The sequence below is a fragment of the Mycobacterium sp. IS-1496 genome, from assembly GCF_001499995.1.
In the GTDB taxonomy this organism is placed as follows: domain Bacteria; phylum Actinomycetota; class Actinomycetes; order Mycobacteriales; family Mycobacteriaceae; genus Mycobacterium.
In genome coordinates, this window is sequence record NZ_LQIU01000001.1 from 321,535 (window position 1) to 335,646 (window position 14,112).

At 68.3% G+C, this 14,112-nt stretch carries 13 protein-coding genes and 1 pseudogene; 8 read left to right on the plus strand and 6 right to left on the minus strand.

Translation table 11 applies throughout. The features are described from left to right. Positions 1–12: 12 nt before the first annotated feature. The 6 genes from AU195_RS01485 to AU195_RS01510 form a co-directional block, all read right to left on the minus strand. Complete coding sequence (locus AU195_RS01485; protein ID WP_059157254.1) at positions 13–1,101, minus strand: fatty acid desaturase family protein; 1,089 nt, start codon at positions 1,099–1,101, stop codon at positions 13–15. Between the two features lie 94 nt (positions 1,102–1,195). Beyond that, positions 1,196–1,639: a Rieske (2Fe-2S) protein gene (locus AU195_RS01490; protein WP_082702923.1), complete on the minus strand. Its 444-nt coding sequence runs from the start codon at positions 1,637–1,639 to the stop codon at positions 1,196–1,198. Between the two features lie 83 nt (positions 1,640–1,722). Next, complete coding sequence (locus AU195_RS01495; protein ID WP_059157255.1) at positions 1,723–3,027, minus strand: nucleotide disphospho-sugar-binding domain-containing protein; 1,305 nt, start codon at positions 3,025–3,027, stop codon at positions 1,723–1,725. Between the two features lie 91 nt (positions 3,028–3,118). Further along, positions 3,119–3,943 carry a formate dehydrogenase accessory sulfurtransferase FdhD gene (gene fdhD / locus AU195_RS01500; protein ID WP_059157256.1) on the minus strand — a complete coding sequence of 275 codons (825 nt, stop codon included), beginning with the start codon at positions 3,941–3,943 and terminating at the stop codon, positions 3,119–3,121. Positions 3,944–3,952: 9 nt separating this feature from the next. Further along, a complete protein-coding gene (locus AU195_RS01505; RefSeq protein ID WP_059157372.1) occupies positions 3,953–5,044 on the minus strand; it encodes a hypothetical protein in 1,092 nt (363 codons plus the stop codon). A gap of 68 nt (positions 5,045–5,112) precedes the next feature. Next, complete coding sequence (locus AU195_RS01510) at positions 5,113–5,763, minus strand: TetR/AcrR family transcriptional regulator (protein ID WP_082702929.1); 651 nt, start codon at positions 5,761–5,763, stop codon at positions 5,113–5,115. 45 nt (positions 5,764–5,808) lie between these two features. Here AU195_RS01510 and AU195_RS01515 point away from each other — a divergent pair, with 45 nt between their 5' ends. The 8 genes and pseudogenes from AU195_RS01515 (at position 5,809) to AU195_RS01545 (ending at position 14,104) form a co-directional block, all read left to right on the plus strand. Continuing rightward, positions 5,809–6,834, plus strand: coding sequence for a Rieske 2Fe-2S domain-containing protein (locus AU195_RS01515; RefSeq protein WP_059157258.1), 1,026 nt, complete (start codon positions 5,809–5,811; stop codon positions 6,832–6,834). 6 nt (positions 6,835–6,840) lie between these two features. After that, the gene (locus AU195_RS01520) at positions 6,841–7,920 is read left to right on the plus strand and encodes an NAD(P)H-dependent amine dehydrogenase family protein (protein ID WP_059157259.1); all 1,080 of its coding nucleotides are present in this window, start codon (positions 6,841–6,843) and stop codon (positions 7,918–7,920) included. 93 nt (positions 7,921–8,013) lie between these two features. Beyond that, the gene (locus tag AU195_RS25565) at positions 8,014–8,160 is read left to right on the plus strand and encodes a hypothetical protein (RefSeq protein WP_157530985.1); all 147 of its coding nucleotides are present in this window, start codon (positions 8,014–8,016) and stop codon (positions 8,158–8,160) included. A 307-nt stretch (positions 8,161–8,467) separates the two neighbouring features. Continuing rightward, positions 8,468–10,399, plus strand: coding sequence for a 2-oxoacid:acceptor oxidoreductase subunit alpha (locus tag AU195_RS01525; RefSeq protein ID WP_059157260.1), 1,932 nt, complete (start codon positions 8,468–8,470; stop codon positions 10,397–10,399). Further along, on the plus strand, positions 10,396–11,472 hold the full coding sequence (locus tag AU195_RS01530) for a 2-oxoacid:ferredoxin oxidoreductase subunit beta (RefSeq protein WP_059157261.1): 1,077 nt from the start codon (positions 10,396–10,398) through the stop codon (positions 11,470–11,472). Before AU195_RS01525 ends, AU195_RS01530 begins: the two co-directional genes overlap by 4 nt. 10 nt (positions 11,473–11,482) lie before the next feature. Continuing rightward, positions 11,483–12,082, plus strand: a complete 600-nt coding sequence (mobA, locus tag AU195_RS01535; protein WP_059157262.1) for a molybdenum cofactor guanylyltransferase — start codon at positions 11,483–11,485, stop codon at positions 12,080–12,082. Between the two features lie 1,080 nt (positions 12,083–13,162). Further along, positions 13,163–13,387: pseudogene (locus AU195_RS01540) on the plus strand (transglycosylase family protein); the annotation flags it as partial. 207 nt (positions 13,388–13,594) lie between these two features. Beyond that, positions 13,595–14,104 (plus strand): transglycosylase family protein, encoded by a 510-nt coding sequence (locus AU195_RS01545; RefSeq protein ID WP_059157263.1) that lies wholly within the window; start codon positions 13,595–13,597, stop codon positions 14,102–14,104. Positions 14,105–14,112 lie beyond the last annotated feature (8 nt).

The window sequence follows — 14,112 nt, forward strand, 5'->3', positions numbered from 1 at the left end:
GGTTCACGACCCTCACTGCATTGTCAGGGCGAATGAAACTCGGTCCGGCACCGCGTACCTGTGGATGGCGCGGAACGACTGCAGGTACTGACGGGGCAGTGGGCCCGTCGTGTACGGCAGGTCATACGTGACGCACAGCGCGCGCACCCGCTGTGCGATCTGCGGCAACCGATTGCTGGGCAGATCGGGGAACAGGTGATGCTCGATCTGGTAGCACAGATGCCCGCTCATGAACCCCATCGCGGTGCCGGCGTGGAAGTTCGCACTGCCCAGCATCTGCCGTAGGTACCACTCACCTCGGGTCTCGTCGTCGAGGACGGCGGCATCGAACTTCTCGGCGCCGTCGGGGAAGTGCCCGCAGAAGATGACCACGTACGCCCACAGGTTGCGCAGCACGTTGGCCGCGACGTTGGCCAGCAGTGTCCGCCGGAACCGCCGCCCGCTGAGTGCGGGCAGGACGACATAGTCCTTGCTGACCTGGCGCGTGACCTTGGCCAGCAGCTCCCGGCCACCCTTGGAGCCGCCGACGAGCAGGGCGCGGTCCCGGCTGGCGTGCAGACCGTGCAGCGCGATGCCCCACTCGAAGACCAACGCCAGCAACACGTTTCGTAACGGCGCCGCGAGGTGGTCCGGTTTCCAGTCCTGGTCCGGGGAGACCCGCAGCACGCCGAAACCGAGATCGTCGTCCACGCCGATGATGTTGTTGAACACGTGGTGGGTGTAGTTGTGGGAGTAGCGCCACTGGGACGACAGACCCGCCATATCCCATTCCCAGGTGTTCGAGTGGATCTCCGGATCGTTCATCCAGTCCCACTGGCCGTGTCCGACGTTGTGGCCGATCTCCATGTTCTCCACGCACTTGGCGGCCGCGAGTGCGACGGTGCCGAGCGCCCAGGCGGCTCTACCCCGGCCGCGGTGGATCAGGATCCGCGCGGCCACGTCGAGCAGGCGCTGAGCGCGAATGGTGCGACGGATGTAGGCGGCGTCCCGGGCGCCCAACGAGGCTTCGACGTCGGCGCGGATGGTGTCGAGGTCCCGTGCGAGGGCTTCGACGTCAGCCCGGCTCAGATGCGCGTAGGCAGCGACGTCCGTGATTGCCATGAGTCCTCGAGTCGGTGGGGGAGCGCGCACTCGCGTACGCGTTGACCCTTGGTCAGGACCGGCTCCTGGAACGGAGTCTACGTGCCCACGGTGATCATGCGAGAACGATGTCCTCGCCCTGGACCGCGACCGGCTTGGCCGACAGCGGACTCGTCGCCGGACCGTTGGCGACCGAACCGTCGAGGTGGTAGCGACTTCCGTGACACGGGCAGACGATCTCGGCGCCCACCACCTCGGACACCCGGCAGCCCTTGTGGGTGCACACTCTCGACAGTCCGGTGAATGCTCCCGGTGTGGGTTGGGTGACGACGAGGTCTTCGACGATCACCCCGGATCCGACGGGTACGTCGGCGACCTTGGCCAGCGCCCGGCCGGTTGCTTCACCGCCGGCCGGTGCGCCGGTCGTCTGCTCGGCCGGCTCCTCGCCGCCTGAGCCGCCACCGGAACCACCGCAGGCGGTCAACGCCGCGGCCAGGGTGCCGAGCCCGGCGCCGGCGACGACGTGTCGACGCGGCATGTTCGACGTCTCGAATTCCATGGTGTTGCCTTTCCGCTCAGAAGGCCGATGAACGGATGATCCCCGGCCGCGGGCGCCGGTGGGTCGACAACAGCGGTTTTTCGTCACCGGACCGCGTGGCTGCGCTCGGCGAGGACCTCGTCGATGACCGCGGCGATCTCGGCGACGCCGTCGCGGCGCGCGTAGGCGACCTCCAGCCGCCGGGCGTTCTCCACATACCGCGGGTCGCCGAGCAGTTCGCGGACCGCGGAGCGGACCGCACCAGGCGTGGGGGTGCCGGTGCGCAGGTCGATGCCGGCCCCCGACCAGGCGACCCGAGCCGCGACCTCCGGCTTGTCCTCGGTGTCGCCCGCGACCACCAGCGGCACCCCGAGCGACAGCGCGCGCTGCACCGCGCCGAAACCGCCGTTGGTCACCATCGCATCGACCTTCGGAAGCAGCGCATCGTGCGGGATGAATTGGGCGACAAACACGTTCGGAGGGAAGCCGGCGGACGGCTCGACGAGTTCTCGGCCGCCGGTGGTGACCACCACGGTGACGTCCTCGTCGGCCAGCGCCTCGATGGTCGGCAGCAGCAAGCGGCCGGGGTCGGCGTTGTCGACGGTGCCCTGCGTGACATGGACGACGGGGCGGCCCCCGTCGAGAACGTCCCACCACGCCGGGGGACGGAACCCCAGTGCCCGTGCCGGGTGCACGGCGCCCACGTAGCGCACATGGGCGGGCAGATCGCTGCGCGGGTAGTCGAACTCCGGGACGGTCGGGGCGATCAACCGGTCGGCGAGCAGGGCGGCGTCGGTCACGAACGTCGGCAGCCGGCGGCTGCCCATCCGGGCCAGGATCTCGTCGGCGGCGCGGTGACAACCACGCAGGAGCACCCGGTGTGTGAGCGTGGTCAGAGCCGAGTTGCGCAGTCTGCCCAGCGGAGTGGAGGAGGGCGCCAACCCCATCCCGAAGGGTGCGGTGTCGCGGCTGCTGACGAACATCGGTGTGGTGGAGTAGGCCAGGATCGGCGGGCGGGCGGTCGGTTCGCCGAGCAGGAACGGCATGATGCCGAAGAACATCGCGTCGGCGATGACCGCGTCGTAGCGGGTCTCGGCGAACGCCTCGGCCAGTGCCGCCGCCTGGTACGGCATGGGGGCGACGAAGACGTTGGTGATGTCGAAGTCGACCCGGTTGATGCCGGACGTGTTCGCCCGGCCGGGAAAGCGTTCATTGAGCCGGCTCTCATCGATGTCGGTCTGCGGCGGCAGCGCGCGGGGACGGGCCCCGACGGAGCGGATCATGGCGGCGCGCGCGGACGAGGTCAGGACCGTCACCCGGTCGCCGCGGTCGACGAGCCCGCGGGCGACGTTGAGCAGCGGTCCGAGGTGGCCGATCGGCGACATGGATGCGATCAGTACTTCCGGCATTGCAACCTCCTGGCTGGGTGTCCATCGGATGTCGATGGTCAGCCAGGCGGAGGGGGCCGAGCTTGGAGGTTTCGTGGAGATCGGGTGGAGATCAGCGGGCGACGCGGTCGGGCCGGGTGTAGACGTTCATCGACCGGCCGCGCAGGAACGCCACCAGGGTGAGCCCGGACTGGCCGGCCAGGTCGACCGCCAGCGACGACGGCGCCGAGACCGCGGCGAGCATCGGGATGCCCGCCATCACCGCCTTCTGCGTGAGTTCGAACGAGGCGCGGCCGCTGACCAGCAGCACCGAACCCGTCAACGGGATCCGGTCGGCCTCCACCGCCCAGCCGATCACCTTGTCGACGGCGTTGTGCCTGCCGATGTCCTCGCGGACGACGAGCATCTCGCCGTCGGCGGTGAACAGCGCGGCGCCGTGCAGTCCGCCCGTGGACGCGAACACCTTCTGCGCCGCCCGCAGCCGCTCGGGCAGTGCGGACAGCGTGTCGGCGCTGACGCGTGCGGGGTCGTCTCCGGGACCGTGACGGCTGATCAGTTGCACGGCCTCCAGCGAGGCCTTGCCGCACACCCCGCACGAGGAGGTCGAGTAGAAGTTGCGCCGTAGGTCCGGGCTGGGTGCGGACACGTGCGGCGCCAAGGTCACGTCGAGCACGTTGTAGGTGTTGACCCCGTCGTCGCCCGCACCGCGGCAGTACCGCACCGTCAGCACGTCGTCGCGATGCCCGATGATCCCTTCGGTGAGCAGGAAGCCTTGCGCCAGTTCGACATCTGAGCCAGGTGTGCGCATCGTGACGGTGAGCGGCGCACCGCCGACGCGAATCTCGAGCGGCTCTTCGACCACCAGGGTCTCGGGCCGCGCGACGCTGGTGTCGGCGGTGACGTGGTGGACGCGCCGCCGCGCGGTGACACGACCCATGCGTCCAGCCTAGGAGGTTGCGTCGATGATCTGCACGACGCCTCCGGTGAGGCCGGTGACGAACAGCCTGCCGGAAGCGGCGTCGACGGCGACGGTGTAGGGGTTCTGCACAGTGGCGAACCGCGCCACCTCCCGCGGTGTCGCGTCGGCCATGTCGTACCCGACGACCTCGTTGGTGCCCGAGGACGTCACCCACACGCGGTCGCGGGTCGGGTCGTAGGTGATGCCGTAGGGGCCGCCGGGTTGGGCCACGACCGCGATCTCGCGTGGCTGCGGCAGCGGGTCGAACACCCGCACGGCGTCGCCCCGGGTGTCGGTCACGATCAACCGGCCGTTTCGGTCGGCGACCTGATGGGTCGGTCCCTCGCCCGCGGGTGTCGTGCCGACGACGGTCAGCCGCTCGCTGTCGTAGACGGTGAGGTCGTTCTTGCGGACGTCGAGCATTCCCATCGCGGTGCCGACCGGGGCGAGACCGGCGGGTTGGACGCTGTCGGTGAACACCCTGAGGATCTCGTCACCACGCAGGACGGTGACCGTCCCGCCGAGTTCGTTGGCCACGAAGACCGTGCCGTCGGCGGCCTCCGATGCGTCGTGTGGGAATGTGCCGGTGACGATCTGCGGCTGCGCCTCACCACCGGGCAGCGCGACGCGGACGAGCGCGTCGGCGCTCTCCACGGGAACCAGCACGGGGCCGCCGGGCCGGGCCAGTTGCAGGTGACGTCCGAAACCGGGTAGTGCGGTGCGGACGGTCACCTCGGCGGTGTCGGCGTCGAGCAGGACCAGTTCGTTCGGTTTGCGGGTGAGCACGGCGACCGTACGGGTGCGCGCGTCGACGACGATGCCCTCCGGTTGCGCTCCGACCGCGACGATGCGGCCCGGCACGGGTGCGGTCGGTGGTGGCGCACTCTGCGGCTCGGCCGGCGGCGGTAGACCCGCGGTGGGCGGGCGGCTGCCCTCGGTCGGCACCCCCGGCGGCAGTAATCCGGTGGTGGTCGCGGTGGCGGGCGACGCCGGCGGCTGCTGCGCGGACTGTTCGGAGGCGCACGCACCGACCAGGAGAACGCCGAGCGCGGCGGCCGCGGCGGTGCGGAGCGCAGGCATGGTGGTGCGGTACCCGCCCGAGGCCCACGACGCGCCCACCCCCGGGGTGACGCGGTGGTGACGGATGCTCAGCCGGCTCCGTGGCCGGCCGGCCGCAGGTAGGCGACGATGGCGTTGGTCAGTCCACGCCGGGCGAGGTCGAGGTCGTAGTACGAACCGAGTTGGCGCTCGGAGACGAGCCCGCGCATCGCGCCGGGGATGAACGACGCGACCTCGCGGACGCGCTCCCGGTCGACGTCGACGTCGGCGAATGCGGTCTGGCAGGCCTCGATCCAGCTCTGGCCCCACGACTGCAGTTCGGCCGCGGTCCGCGGGTACAGCCGCTCGAGTTCGACCCCGTCGCGCGGCAGCGATGCGCGCAGCGTCTCGATGGCCCGGGAGTCCGGGGCGGACAGCCCGTCGAAGAGCACGTCGATGATGGCGGCGACACGCTCCCGCAGCGGCGCCTCGGGCGTGGTCCTCGACCTGCTGATCAGCGCTGTGGCGAAGAGTGCGGGTGCGAGTTGTCCCCGGCGCTCGGCGGTCCGCTCGAGCACCGCGGCCCAGAGCCCGTCGATGTCTCCGAACTGGTACTTCACCGCACCCCACGTGGCGCCGGCGTCCTTGGCGATGCGGTTGGCCGACGCCGCGGTGGCATCACCCGTGGCCAGCGTGCGCAGCGCGGCGTCCAGCATCGCTTCCCGGGTGGCCTGTCCTCGCCGGTTCGTACGCCGGGTCAACTCCGCCACTTGACGAATCGTAGAGCCCTCTGTGATTGTTGTCCAATGGCCAAACCGCCGCTGTCGATGAAGCCGACCGGCTGGTTCTGCGTGGCGTGGTCGGACGAGGTCCGCGTCGGCGAGGTCCGCGCCATGCACTACTTCGGCGAGGAGATGGTGGCCTGGCGCGCACAGTCGGGCCGCGTCACCGTCATGAACGCCTACTGCGAACACCTCGGCGCACACCTCGGGCACGGCGGCCACGTCGTCGACGAGGTCATCCAGTGCCCGTTCCACGGCTGGCAGTGGAACGCCGAGGGCCGCAACGTCTGCATCCCGTACCAGGACCGGCCCAACCGCGGCCGGCGGATGACCGTCTACCCGGTGGTCGAGCGCAACGACGCCATCTGGATCTGGCACGACGTCGAGGGACGCGACCCCTACTTCGACGCCCCCGACGTCTTCGCCTCGTTCGCCGACGGCCGCAGCGCCGCCGACTACTACCCGCAACAGCGGCTGTTCCGCCAGTCGCTGGAGATGCACCCGCAGTACGTGCTCGAGAACGGGGTCGACTTCGCGCATTTCAAGTTCGTGCACCAGACCCCGATCGTCCCCGTGTTCACCCGCCACGACTTCGCCGCACCCGTGTCCTACGTCGACTTCACCATCACCTTCGAGGGCGACGAGGGGCAGTCGATCGACGAGGTGCGCAGCGGCGTCGAGGCCATCAACGGCGGGCTGGGCATCGCTGTGACCAAGAGTTGGGGGATGGTCGACAACCGCACGATCTCGGCGGTCACCCCCGTCGACGAACGCACCTCCGACGTCCGCTTCATGGTCTACATCGGGCGCACACCGGGCCGGGACGACCAGCGCGCCGCGGACAAGGCTCGCAGTTTCGGCGAGGAGGTCATCCGCCAGTTCGCCCAGGACATCCACATCTGGTCACACCAGCGCTATTCCGACCCGCCGGCGCTGGCCACCGCCGAGTACGAGGGGTTCACCGCGATCCGCACGTGGGCCAAGCAGTTCTACCCGGACGGCATCGGTGGCAGCGCCGCCGACGTCCACGCGGCACTACAGAAGGGCTGAGTTCACATGAGCGCACCGATCCGGGTCTTCCAGGTGGCCACTGGCAACGTGGGTACCGAGATGATCAGGCGACTGCAACACCGGCCGGACCTCGAACTCGTCGGATTGCACTGTTACACACCGGAGAAGGTGGGCCGCGACGCCGGTGAGATCGCCGGGGTGGACCCGATCGGCGTGACCGCCACCGGCTCCGTGGACGAGATCATCGCCGCACGACCCGACGTCCTGACGTTTCACGGCGTGTTCCCCGACGAGGATCTCTACGTCAAGGTGCTCGAGGCGGGCATCGACATCGTCACGACCGCCGACTGGATCACCGGCTGGCACCGCGACCACAACCACCCGCACCCGTCGGGCAGGCCGGTGTCGCACTTGCTGGCGGAGGCCTGCGAGAAGGGCGGCGCCACCTTCTACGGCACCGGTATGAACCCCGGCGTGAACCAGATCCTCGGCGTCGTGTGCTCCGCCGACGTCGCCGAGATCGAGAACGTCACGACCATCGAGTCGGTCGACGTGTCGTGCCACCACAGCAGGGACACGTGGATCGAGGTCGGGTACGGGCAACCGGTCGACGATCCGGAGATCCCGGGCAAGCTGGAGAAGTACACCCGCGTCTTCGCCGACAGCGTGCTGATGATGGCCGACTGCTTCGGCCTCGAACTCGACGAGGTCAGCTTCTCCTACGAACTCGGCGCCTGCACCAGAGACGTCGATCTCGGGTGGTACCAGCTGCCGAAGGGTTCGCTCGGCGGCAACTACATCAAGTACCAGGGGATGGTCGACGGTGTGCCGCGTGTCGAGACGCACCTCGAGTGGCAGATGACCCCGCACACCGACCCCAGCTGGGACATCAAGGGCTGCTACATCACGCAGATCAAGGGGGATCCGTGCATCTACAACAAGCACATGATCTTCCCGAGGCCCGGGGTGGACCTGTCCGATCCCGCATCGTTCGCCTCGATCGGCATGACCGTCACCGGGTTGCCCGCGCTGAACGCCATCGCCTCCGTCGTCGCCGCCCCACCCGGACTACTCACGAGCGCCGACCTGCCGCTGCGCGGCTTCGCCGGGCGGTTCAAGACCTGAGCCGCCGATCCGCAACACACTGTTCACCGATCCGATGCCGACGTCACATGCGCGCCGGCGTGCCAACAGCGTGCGGATCTGCACAATTGAGGCATGGATGGTGATTCCGACTGGGCACGCACGCCGGCCTGGCGCGACCCGCTGTCGGTCGGGTGGCGTGCCCACCGTCAGATCCTCATGTTCCGGTTCCGGTGGAACGAACGCCGCCACGCGTCGCCCCGCAGCGGCCGACAGCCGTAGATGTGGTGCTAGCCCACAGCTACCGGTGGGTAACATTTTCTTAGGAGAATCGCGTTCTCCAAACGTGACGAAGACCACACAATTCCGTCTTGGGGGCCGGCTTCACCCTGCTGAACAGCGCATTTCGTCAACCCTGCCCGGCGTGGCGGTGTGACGTGTGGTATCGGCTTACCTAAGAAGAGTGCAATAATCGGTACTAAGAGTGACATCAACTTCTATTCGGAACGTATGTGGGTCGTCCGCCGACGGCGCGCCGTAGCGCCCGCGAACTGGTGGACCCGCTGCTGACAGTGGGAAAGGCAGGGGGATGGGGCTGAACGGCAACGGCGCCGCACCGCGGCAGAAGCTCGAGAAGGTCGTCATCCGATTCGCCGGTGACTCCGGTGACGGCATGCAGCTCACGGGCGACCGGTTCACGTCCGAGGCGGCGCTGTTCGGCAACGACCTCGCGACACAGCCGAACTATCCCGCCGAGATCCGCGCTCCTCAGGGCACCCTGCCCGGCGTCTCGTCGTTCCAGATCCAGATCGCCGACTACGACATCCTCACCGCGGGCGACCGGCCCGACGTGCTGGTCGCGATGAACCCGGCGGCGCTCAAGGCCAATGTCTCCGACCTGCCGCGCGGCGGGCTGATCATCGCCAACTCCGACGAGTTCACCAAGCGCAACCTGGCCAAGGTCGGGTACGACGCCAACCCGCTGGAGACCGACGAACTGTCCGACTACGTCGTGCAGGCCGTGCCGATGACCACGCTGACCCTCGGCGCCGTCGAGGAGATCGGTGCGTCGAAGAAGGACGGCCAGCGCGCGAAGAACATGTTCGCGCTCGGCCTGCTGTCGTGGATGTACGGCCGCGAACTGCACCAGAGCGAAGCGTTTATCAAGGAGAAGTTCGCCCGCAAGCCCGACGTCGCCGCGGCGAACGTGCTGGCGCTCAAGGCCGGCTGGAACTTCGGCGAGACCACCGAGGCGTTCGCCACGACCTACGAGGTCTCGCCGGCCAAGCTCAAGTCCGGTGAATACCGGCAGATCTCGGGTAACACCGCGTTGGCCTACGGCATCGTGGCGGCCGGTGTGCTGGCCGACACCCAGGTGGTGCTGGGCACCTACCCGATCACCCCCGCGTCGGACATCCTGCACGAGCTGTCCAAGCACAAGAACTTCAACGTGCTCACCTTCCAGGCCGAGGACGAGATCGCCGGTATCGGCGCCGCCATCGGCGCGTCCTACGGCGGCGCGCTCGGCGTCACCAGCACCTCGGGTCCCGGTGTGGCGCTCAAGTCCGAGGCGATCGGCCTTGCGGTGATCACCGAACTGCCGCTGGTCGTCATCGACGTGCAACGTGGCGGCCCGTCGACGGGTCTGCCCACCAAGACCGAACAGGCCGATCTGCTGCAGGCGCTCTACGGCCGCAACGGCGAGTCGCCGGCGGCGGTCCTGGCCCCGCGGTCGCCGTCGGACTGCTTCGACATCGCGCTGGACGCCGCCCGGATCGCGCTGACCTACCGCACCCCGGTGATCATCCTGTCCGACGGCGCGATCGCCAACGGTTCCGAGCCGTGGCGTATCCCCGACATCGCCGGATACGACCGGATCGACCACACCTTCGCGCAGGCCGGCGAGGACTTCGCGCCGTACGCGCGCGATCCGGAGACGCTGGCCCGCCAGTTCGCGGTACCCGGCACCGCGGGCCTCGAACACCGGATCGGCGGCCTGGAGAAGGCCAACGGGTCCGGCAACATCAGCTACGAGCCCAAGAACCACGACCTCATGGTTCGGTTGCGGCAGGCCAAGATCGACGGCATCACCGTGCCCGACCTCGAGGTCGACGATCCGACCGGCGACGCCGAGCTGCTGCTGATCGGGTGGGGCAGCAGCTACGGTCCGATCGGTGAGGCGTGCCGCCGCGCCCGGCGTAAGGGCATCAAGGTCGCCCACGCGCATCTGCGGCATCTGAACCCGTTCCCGGCCAACCTCGGTGACGTGCTCGCGCGGTATCCGAAGCTCGTGTTGCCGGAGATGAACATGGGGCAGTTGGCGCTGCTGCTGCGCGCGCGTTACCTGGCCGACGTCCAGTCGGTGACCAAGGTCGAGGGCATGGCATTCCTGGCTGACGAGGTCGAAGGCATCATCGATGCGGCGATCGACGGCACACTGGGAGACAAGGAAAACGAGAAGGCCACGTTCGCGCGGCTGGCTGCGGCCACCGTGGGGGCTGGCGTGGGAGCGGACACATGACTGACCTGATCGGTACGGATCTGAGCTTGACCCCACTGTCCAAGACGGCGGGGGTGCCCACCACCGACCAGCCTCAGAAGGGCAAGGACTTCACCAGCGACCAGGAGGTGCGCTGGTGCCCCGGGTGCGGTGACTACGTCATCCTCAACACGATCCGCAACTTCCTGCCCGAACTGGGTCTGCGCCGCGAGAACATCGCGTTCGTCAGCGGCATCGGCTGCTCGAGCCGTTTCCCGTACTACCTGGAGACCTACGGCTTCCACTCGATCCACGGCCGCGCGCCGACCATCGCGACCGGCCTCGCGCTGGCGCGTCCGGACCTGTCGGTGTGGGTCGTCACCGGTGACGGGGACTCCCTGTCCATCGGTGGTAACCACCTGATCCACGCGCTGCGCCGCAACATCAACATCACGATCCTGCTGTTCAACAACCGGATCTACGGCCTGACCAAGGGCCAGTACTCGCCGACGTCCGAGGTCGGCAAGGTCACGAAGTCGACGCCCATGGGTTCGCTGGACTACCCGTTCAACCCCGTCTCGCTGGCGCTCGGTTCCGAGGCCACGTTCGTCGGCCGCGCGCTGGACTCCGACCGCAAGGGACTCTCCGAGGTGTTGCGAGCCGCGGCCCAGCACCGCGGCGCCGCCCTGGTCGAGATCCTGCAGGACTGCCCGATCTTCAACGACGGCTCGTTCGACGCACTGCGTAAAGAGGGCGCCGAGGAGCGCCTGATCAACGTCCGCCACGGTGAACCGATCACCTTCGGCGCCGACGGGGAGTACTGCGTCGTGAAATCCGGCTACGGCCTGGAGGTCGCCAAGACCGCCGACGTGTCGGCCGACGAGATCGTGGTGCACAACGCCGAGGTCGACGATCCGGCGTACGCGTTCGCGTTGTCCCGGCTGAGCGAGCAGAACCTCGAGCACATGGTGATGGGCATCTTCCGGCAGGTCAACCGGCCCACCTACGACGACGCCGCCCGCGATCAGGTCCGGTCGGCGCGCGACGCCAAGCCGCACGACACGGCGGCGCTGCAATCGCTGCTTCGCGGCAAGGACACCTGGACCGTCGACTAACGTCACCCAGGTGATCCCGGGGGCGACGTCACCCATACCGCTGGCCGCGGTCGTGCTGGCGGGCGGGGCGTCCCGCCGCATGGGACGCGACAAGGCGACGGTGGTCATCGACGGCCCGTCAGGACCCACCACACTCGTCGAGCACGTGGTGACGACGGTCGGCCGACGGTGCGCGCCGGTATTCGTGATCGCCGCCCCTGGCCAGCCCCTGCCGAACCTGCCTGCCCAGGTGTTGCGCGACGAGGTGCGCGGGGTGGGGCCACTGCTGGCGACTGGGCGGGGACTGCGTGCGGCCGCCGAGGCCGGGTGCCAGTGGGCGTTCGTCTGCGCCGTGGATCTGCCGTATCTGACGATGGACTTCGTCGATGATCTCGTGGTGCCCGCCGAACGGCTCGGCGTCGACGTCGTGCTGCCGTGGGACGGCCGCGACCATTATCTGGCGGGTGTGTACCGCACCTCGCTCGCCGGCCACATCGCGGATCTCGTGGCCGCCGGCGAGCGCAGCATGCGGGCCCTGGTGGACACCGTCGACACCCAGCGGATCGTCATGCCCGAACAGCGGGCGCTGACCAACGCGAACACCCCGGCCGATCTGCCCGGCGTCGGCTGATCACCTCAGCAAATTGTCGTTTCGCGCCCTAATGTAGGCCTGATACGCAATGCGGCGGAATTCCCCCGCAAATGCGCCATTCACCACTTCGTGATCATCGGCTCGGAAATAGTTCCGATCAATGCCATCGTGGGCGCCGTTTACCGGGTAACCCAGCTCAGATACTGTGGCGCAGTTCGGATTCCGGGGCACCGGCGTGCTCCGATTTCGTCGGATCCGCGGTCACGAATTGCCGGCGTTGCGTGAAAAATGTCGTGTCACGGCCGGTGTGGGCCCTTTCGCGCGCGTAAGGCGGGTGCGGCGGAGCGACAGGGTCTCGGTCGATGCAGCGTGACCTATTGTGCTACAACATATCTCGGGACCGCGCTGCCCGGGCCCGGACCTCCCGTTGCGGAGTGTTTACTCTCAATGAGACTGTGCGGCAGAGACTTTGGGGTATCTATGAGCGATCCGTCGGACCGTTCAAGCGAGCGAACCGGTTCTCCGCCCGCGTGCCCGCCGGATGCCTGCGAGCCGCCCCTTGACCACATTTGCGCTGGTCAAACCTCAAGCGGCGTGGTCCAGCTCACAAAAACACGGTGATTTGACTCACGAAAACGATGGGGCGCGGACGTCTGCGGCCGCCTCGAAGATCGTGCGCTGACCTGCGAATTAGAGGGTTCACAGCCGTTCGTGATCGTCCCGTTATCTGCAGTGGGTCGGCGTTCGGTGGATATGACTTCTGGGCGAGGTCTTTGTAGCGTCCTCGACAGCTCCTGACCCGGAGCAAATAACTCCAAACCACGAACCTGCGCGTGAGTGGGGCCGCGGACGGCGTGATCGCCCAGCGGACGTCGGGCTGAAGTCCCGGCGGAGCATGTCGAGCTCCCCATGTCGCACCTGACCGAGACGGTGCGGCCCAGCTCTCCCAGCCTGTGCTTCAGGCGGCGCGCCCGCATGCCGGGCGCCGATGGCGCGCGCTTGTCGAAAGGACAGAAGTTGAAGAACATCCGCAAGACGCTTGGGCTGGCCACCTTTGCCGGGGCACTCGCTGTGGCTCCGATGGCGCTGGGCGCCGGCACCGCGAATGCGGACAGCGGCGTCAACTGGGACGCCGTCGCCGCGTGCGAGTCGGGCGGTAACTGGGCGATCAACACCGGTAACGGTTACTACGGTGGCCTGCAGTTCACGATGAGCACCTGGCAGTCCAACGGCGGCTCGGGTTCGCCGCACAACGCCTCGCGCGAGGAGCAGATCCGCGTGGCCGAGAACGTTCTGCAGAGTCAGGGCATCGGAGCATGGCCGACCTGCGGTGGGCGTGGCTGACGCACGTCGAGAAGCAGAGAGGGGCGGCACCGCTGGTGCCGCCCCTTTGCTCTCATAGGCCTCTTACGTCAGATAAGCAACGACTAAAACTTTCGCAACCCTGGTAACACGTGATGTCCGTCACCCGACACCCTGGATAACCGCTGCGGGAGAACGCAGTCCTTCCACCGCGGTCCTGGTGTCACACGGTCGGGGAAGGACCGCAACATGAAGAACATCCGTCACGCTCTCACCCGGGGAATCTGGCTCACCGCCATCGGCGCCGCGTTCGCGCTGGTCCCGATGTTCCTGTCGTCGGCCACGGCGAGTGCCGACTCGGTCAACTGGGACGCCATCGCGCAGTGCGAATCGGGCGGCAACTGGTCGACGAACACCGGCAACGGTCACTACGGCGGCCTGCAGTTCAAGCCGGCCACCTGGGCCTCCCACGGCGGGCGCGGCAATCCGGCCACCGCATCGCGCGGCGAGCAGATCCAGGTCGCCGAACGCGTGCTCGCCACCCAGGGGCTCAAGGCCTGGCCGAAGTGCGGTCCGCGCGGGGTCGCCGCCAGCGCCGCGGTGTGGAACACGCCTGCGGCCCCGCGGGTCGTCGCACCCGCCGCCGCACCCCGTCCGGCCACCGGTTGCGCCGCGATCCGCTCGGGCAGCGTCCTCGGGCTCATCGACCTCAAGCAAGTGTGCTCGACCGTGCTGGGCCCGCTGACTCCGCGGCGTTGACCCTCGCC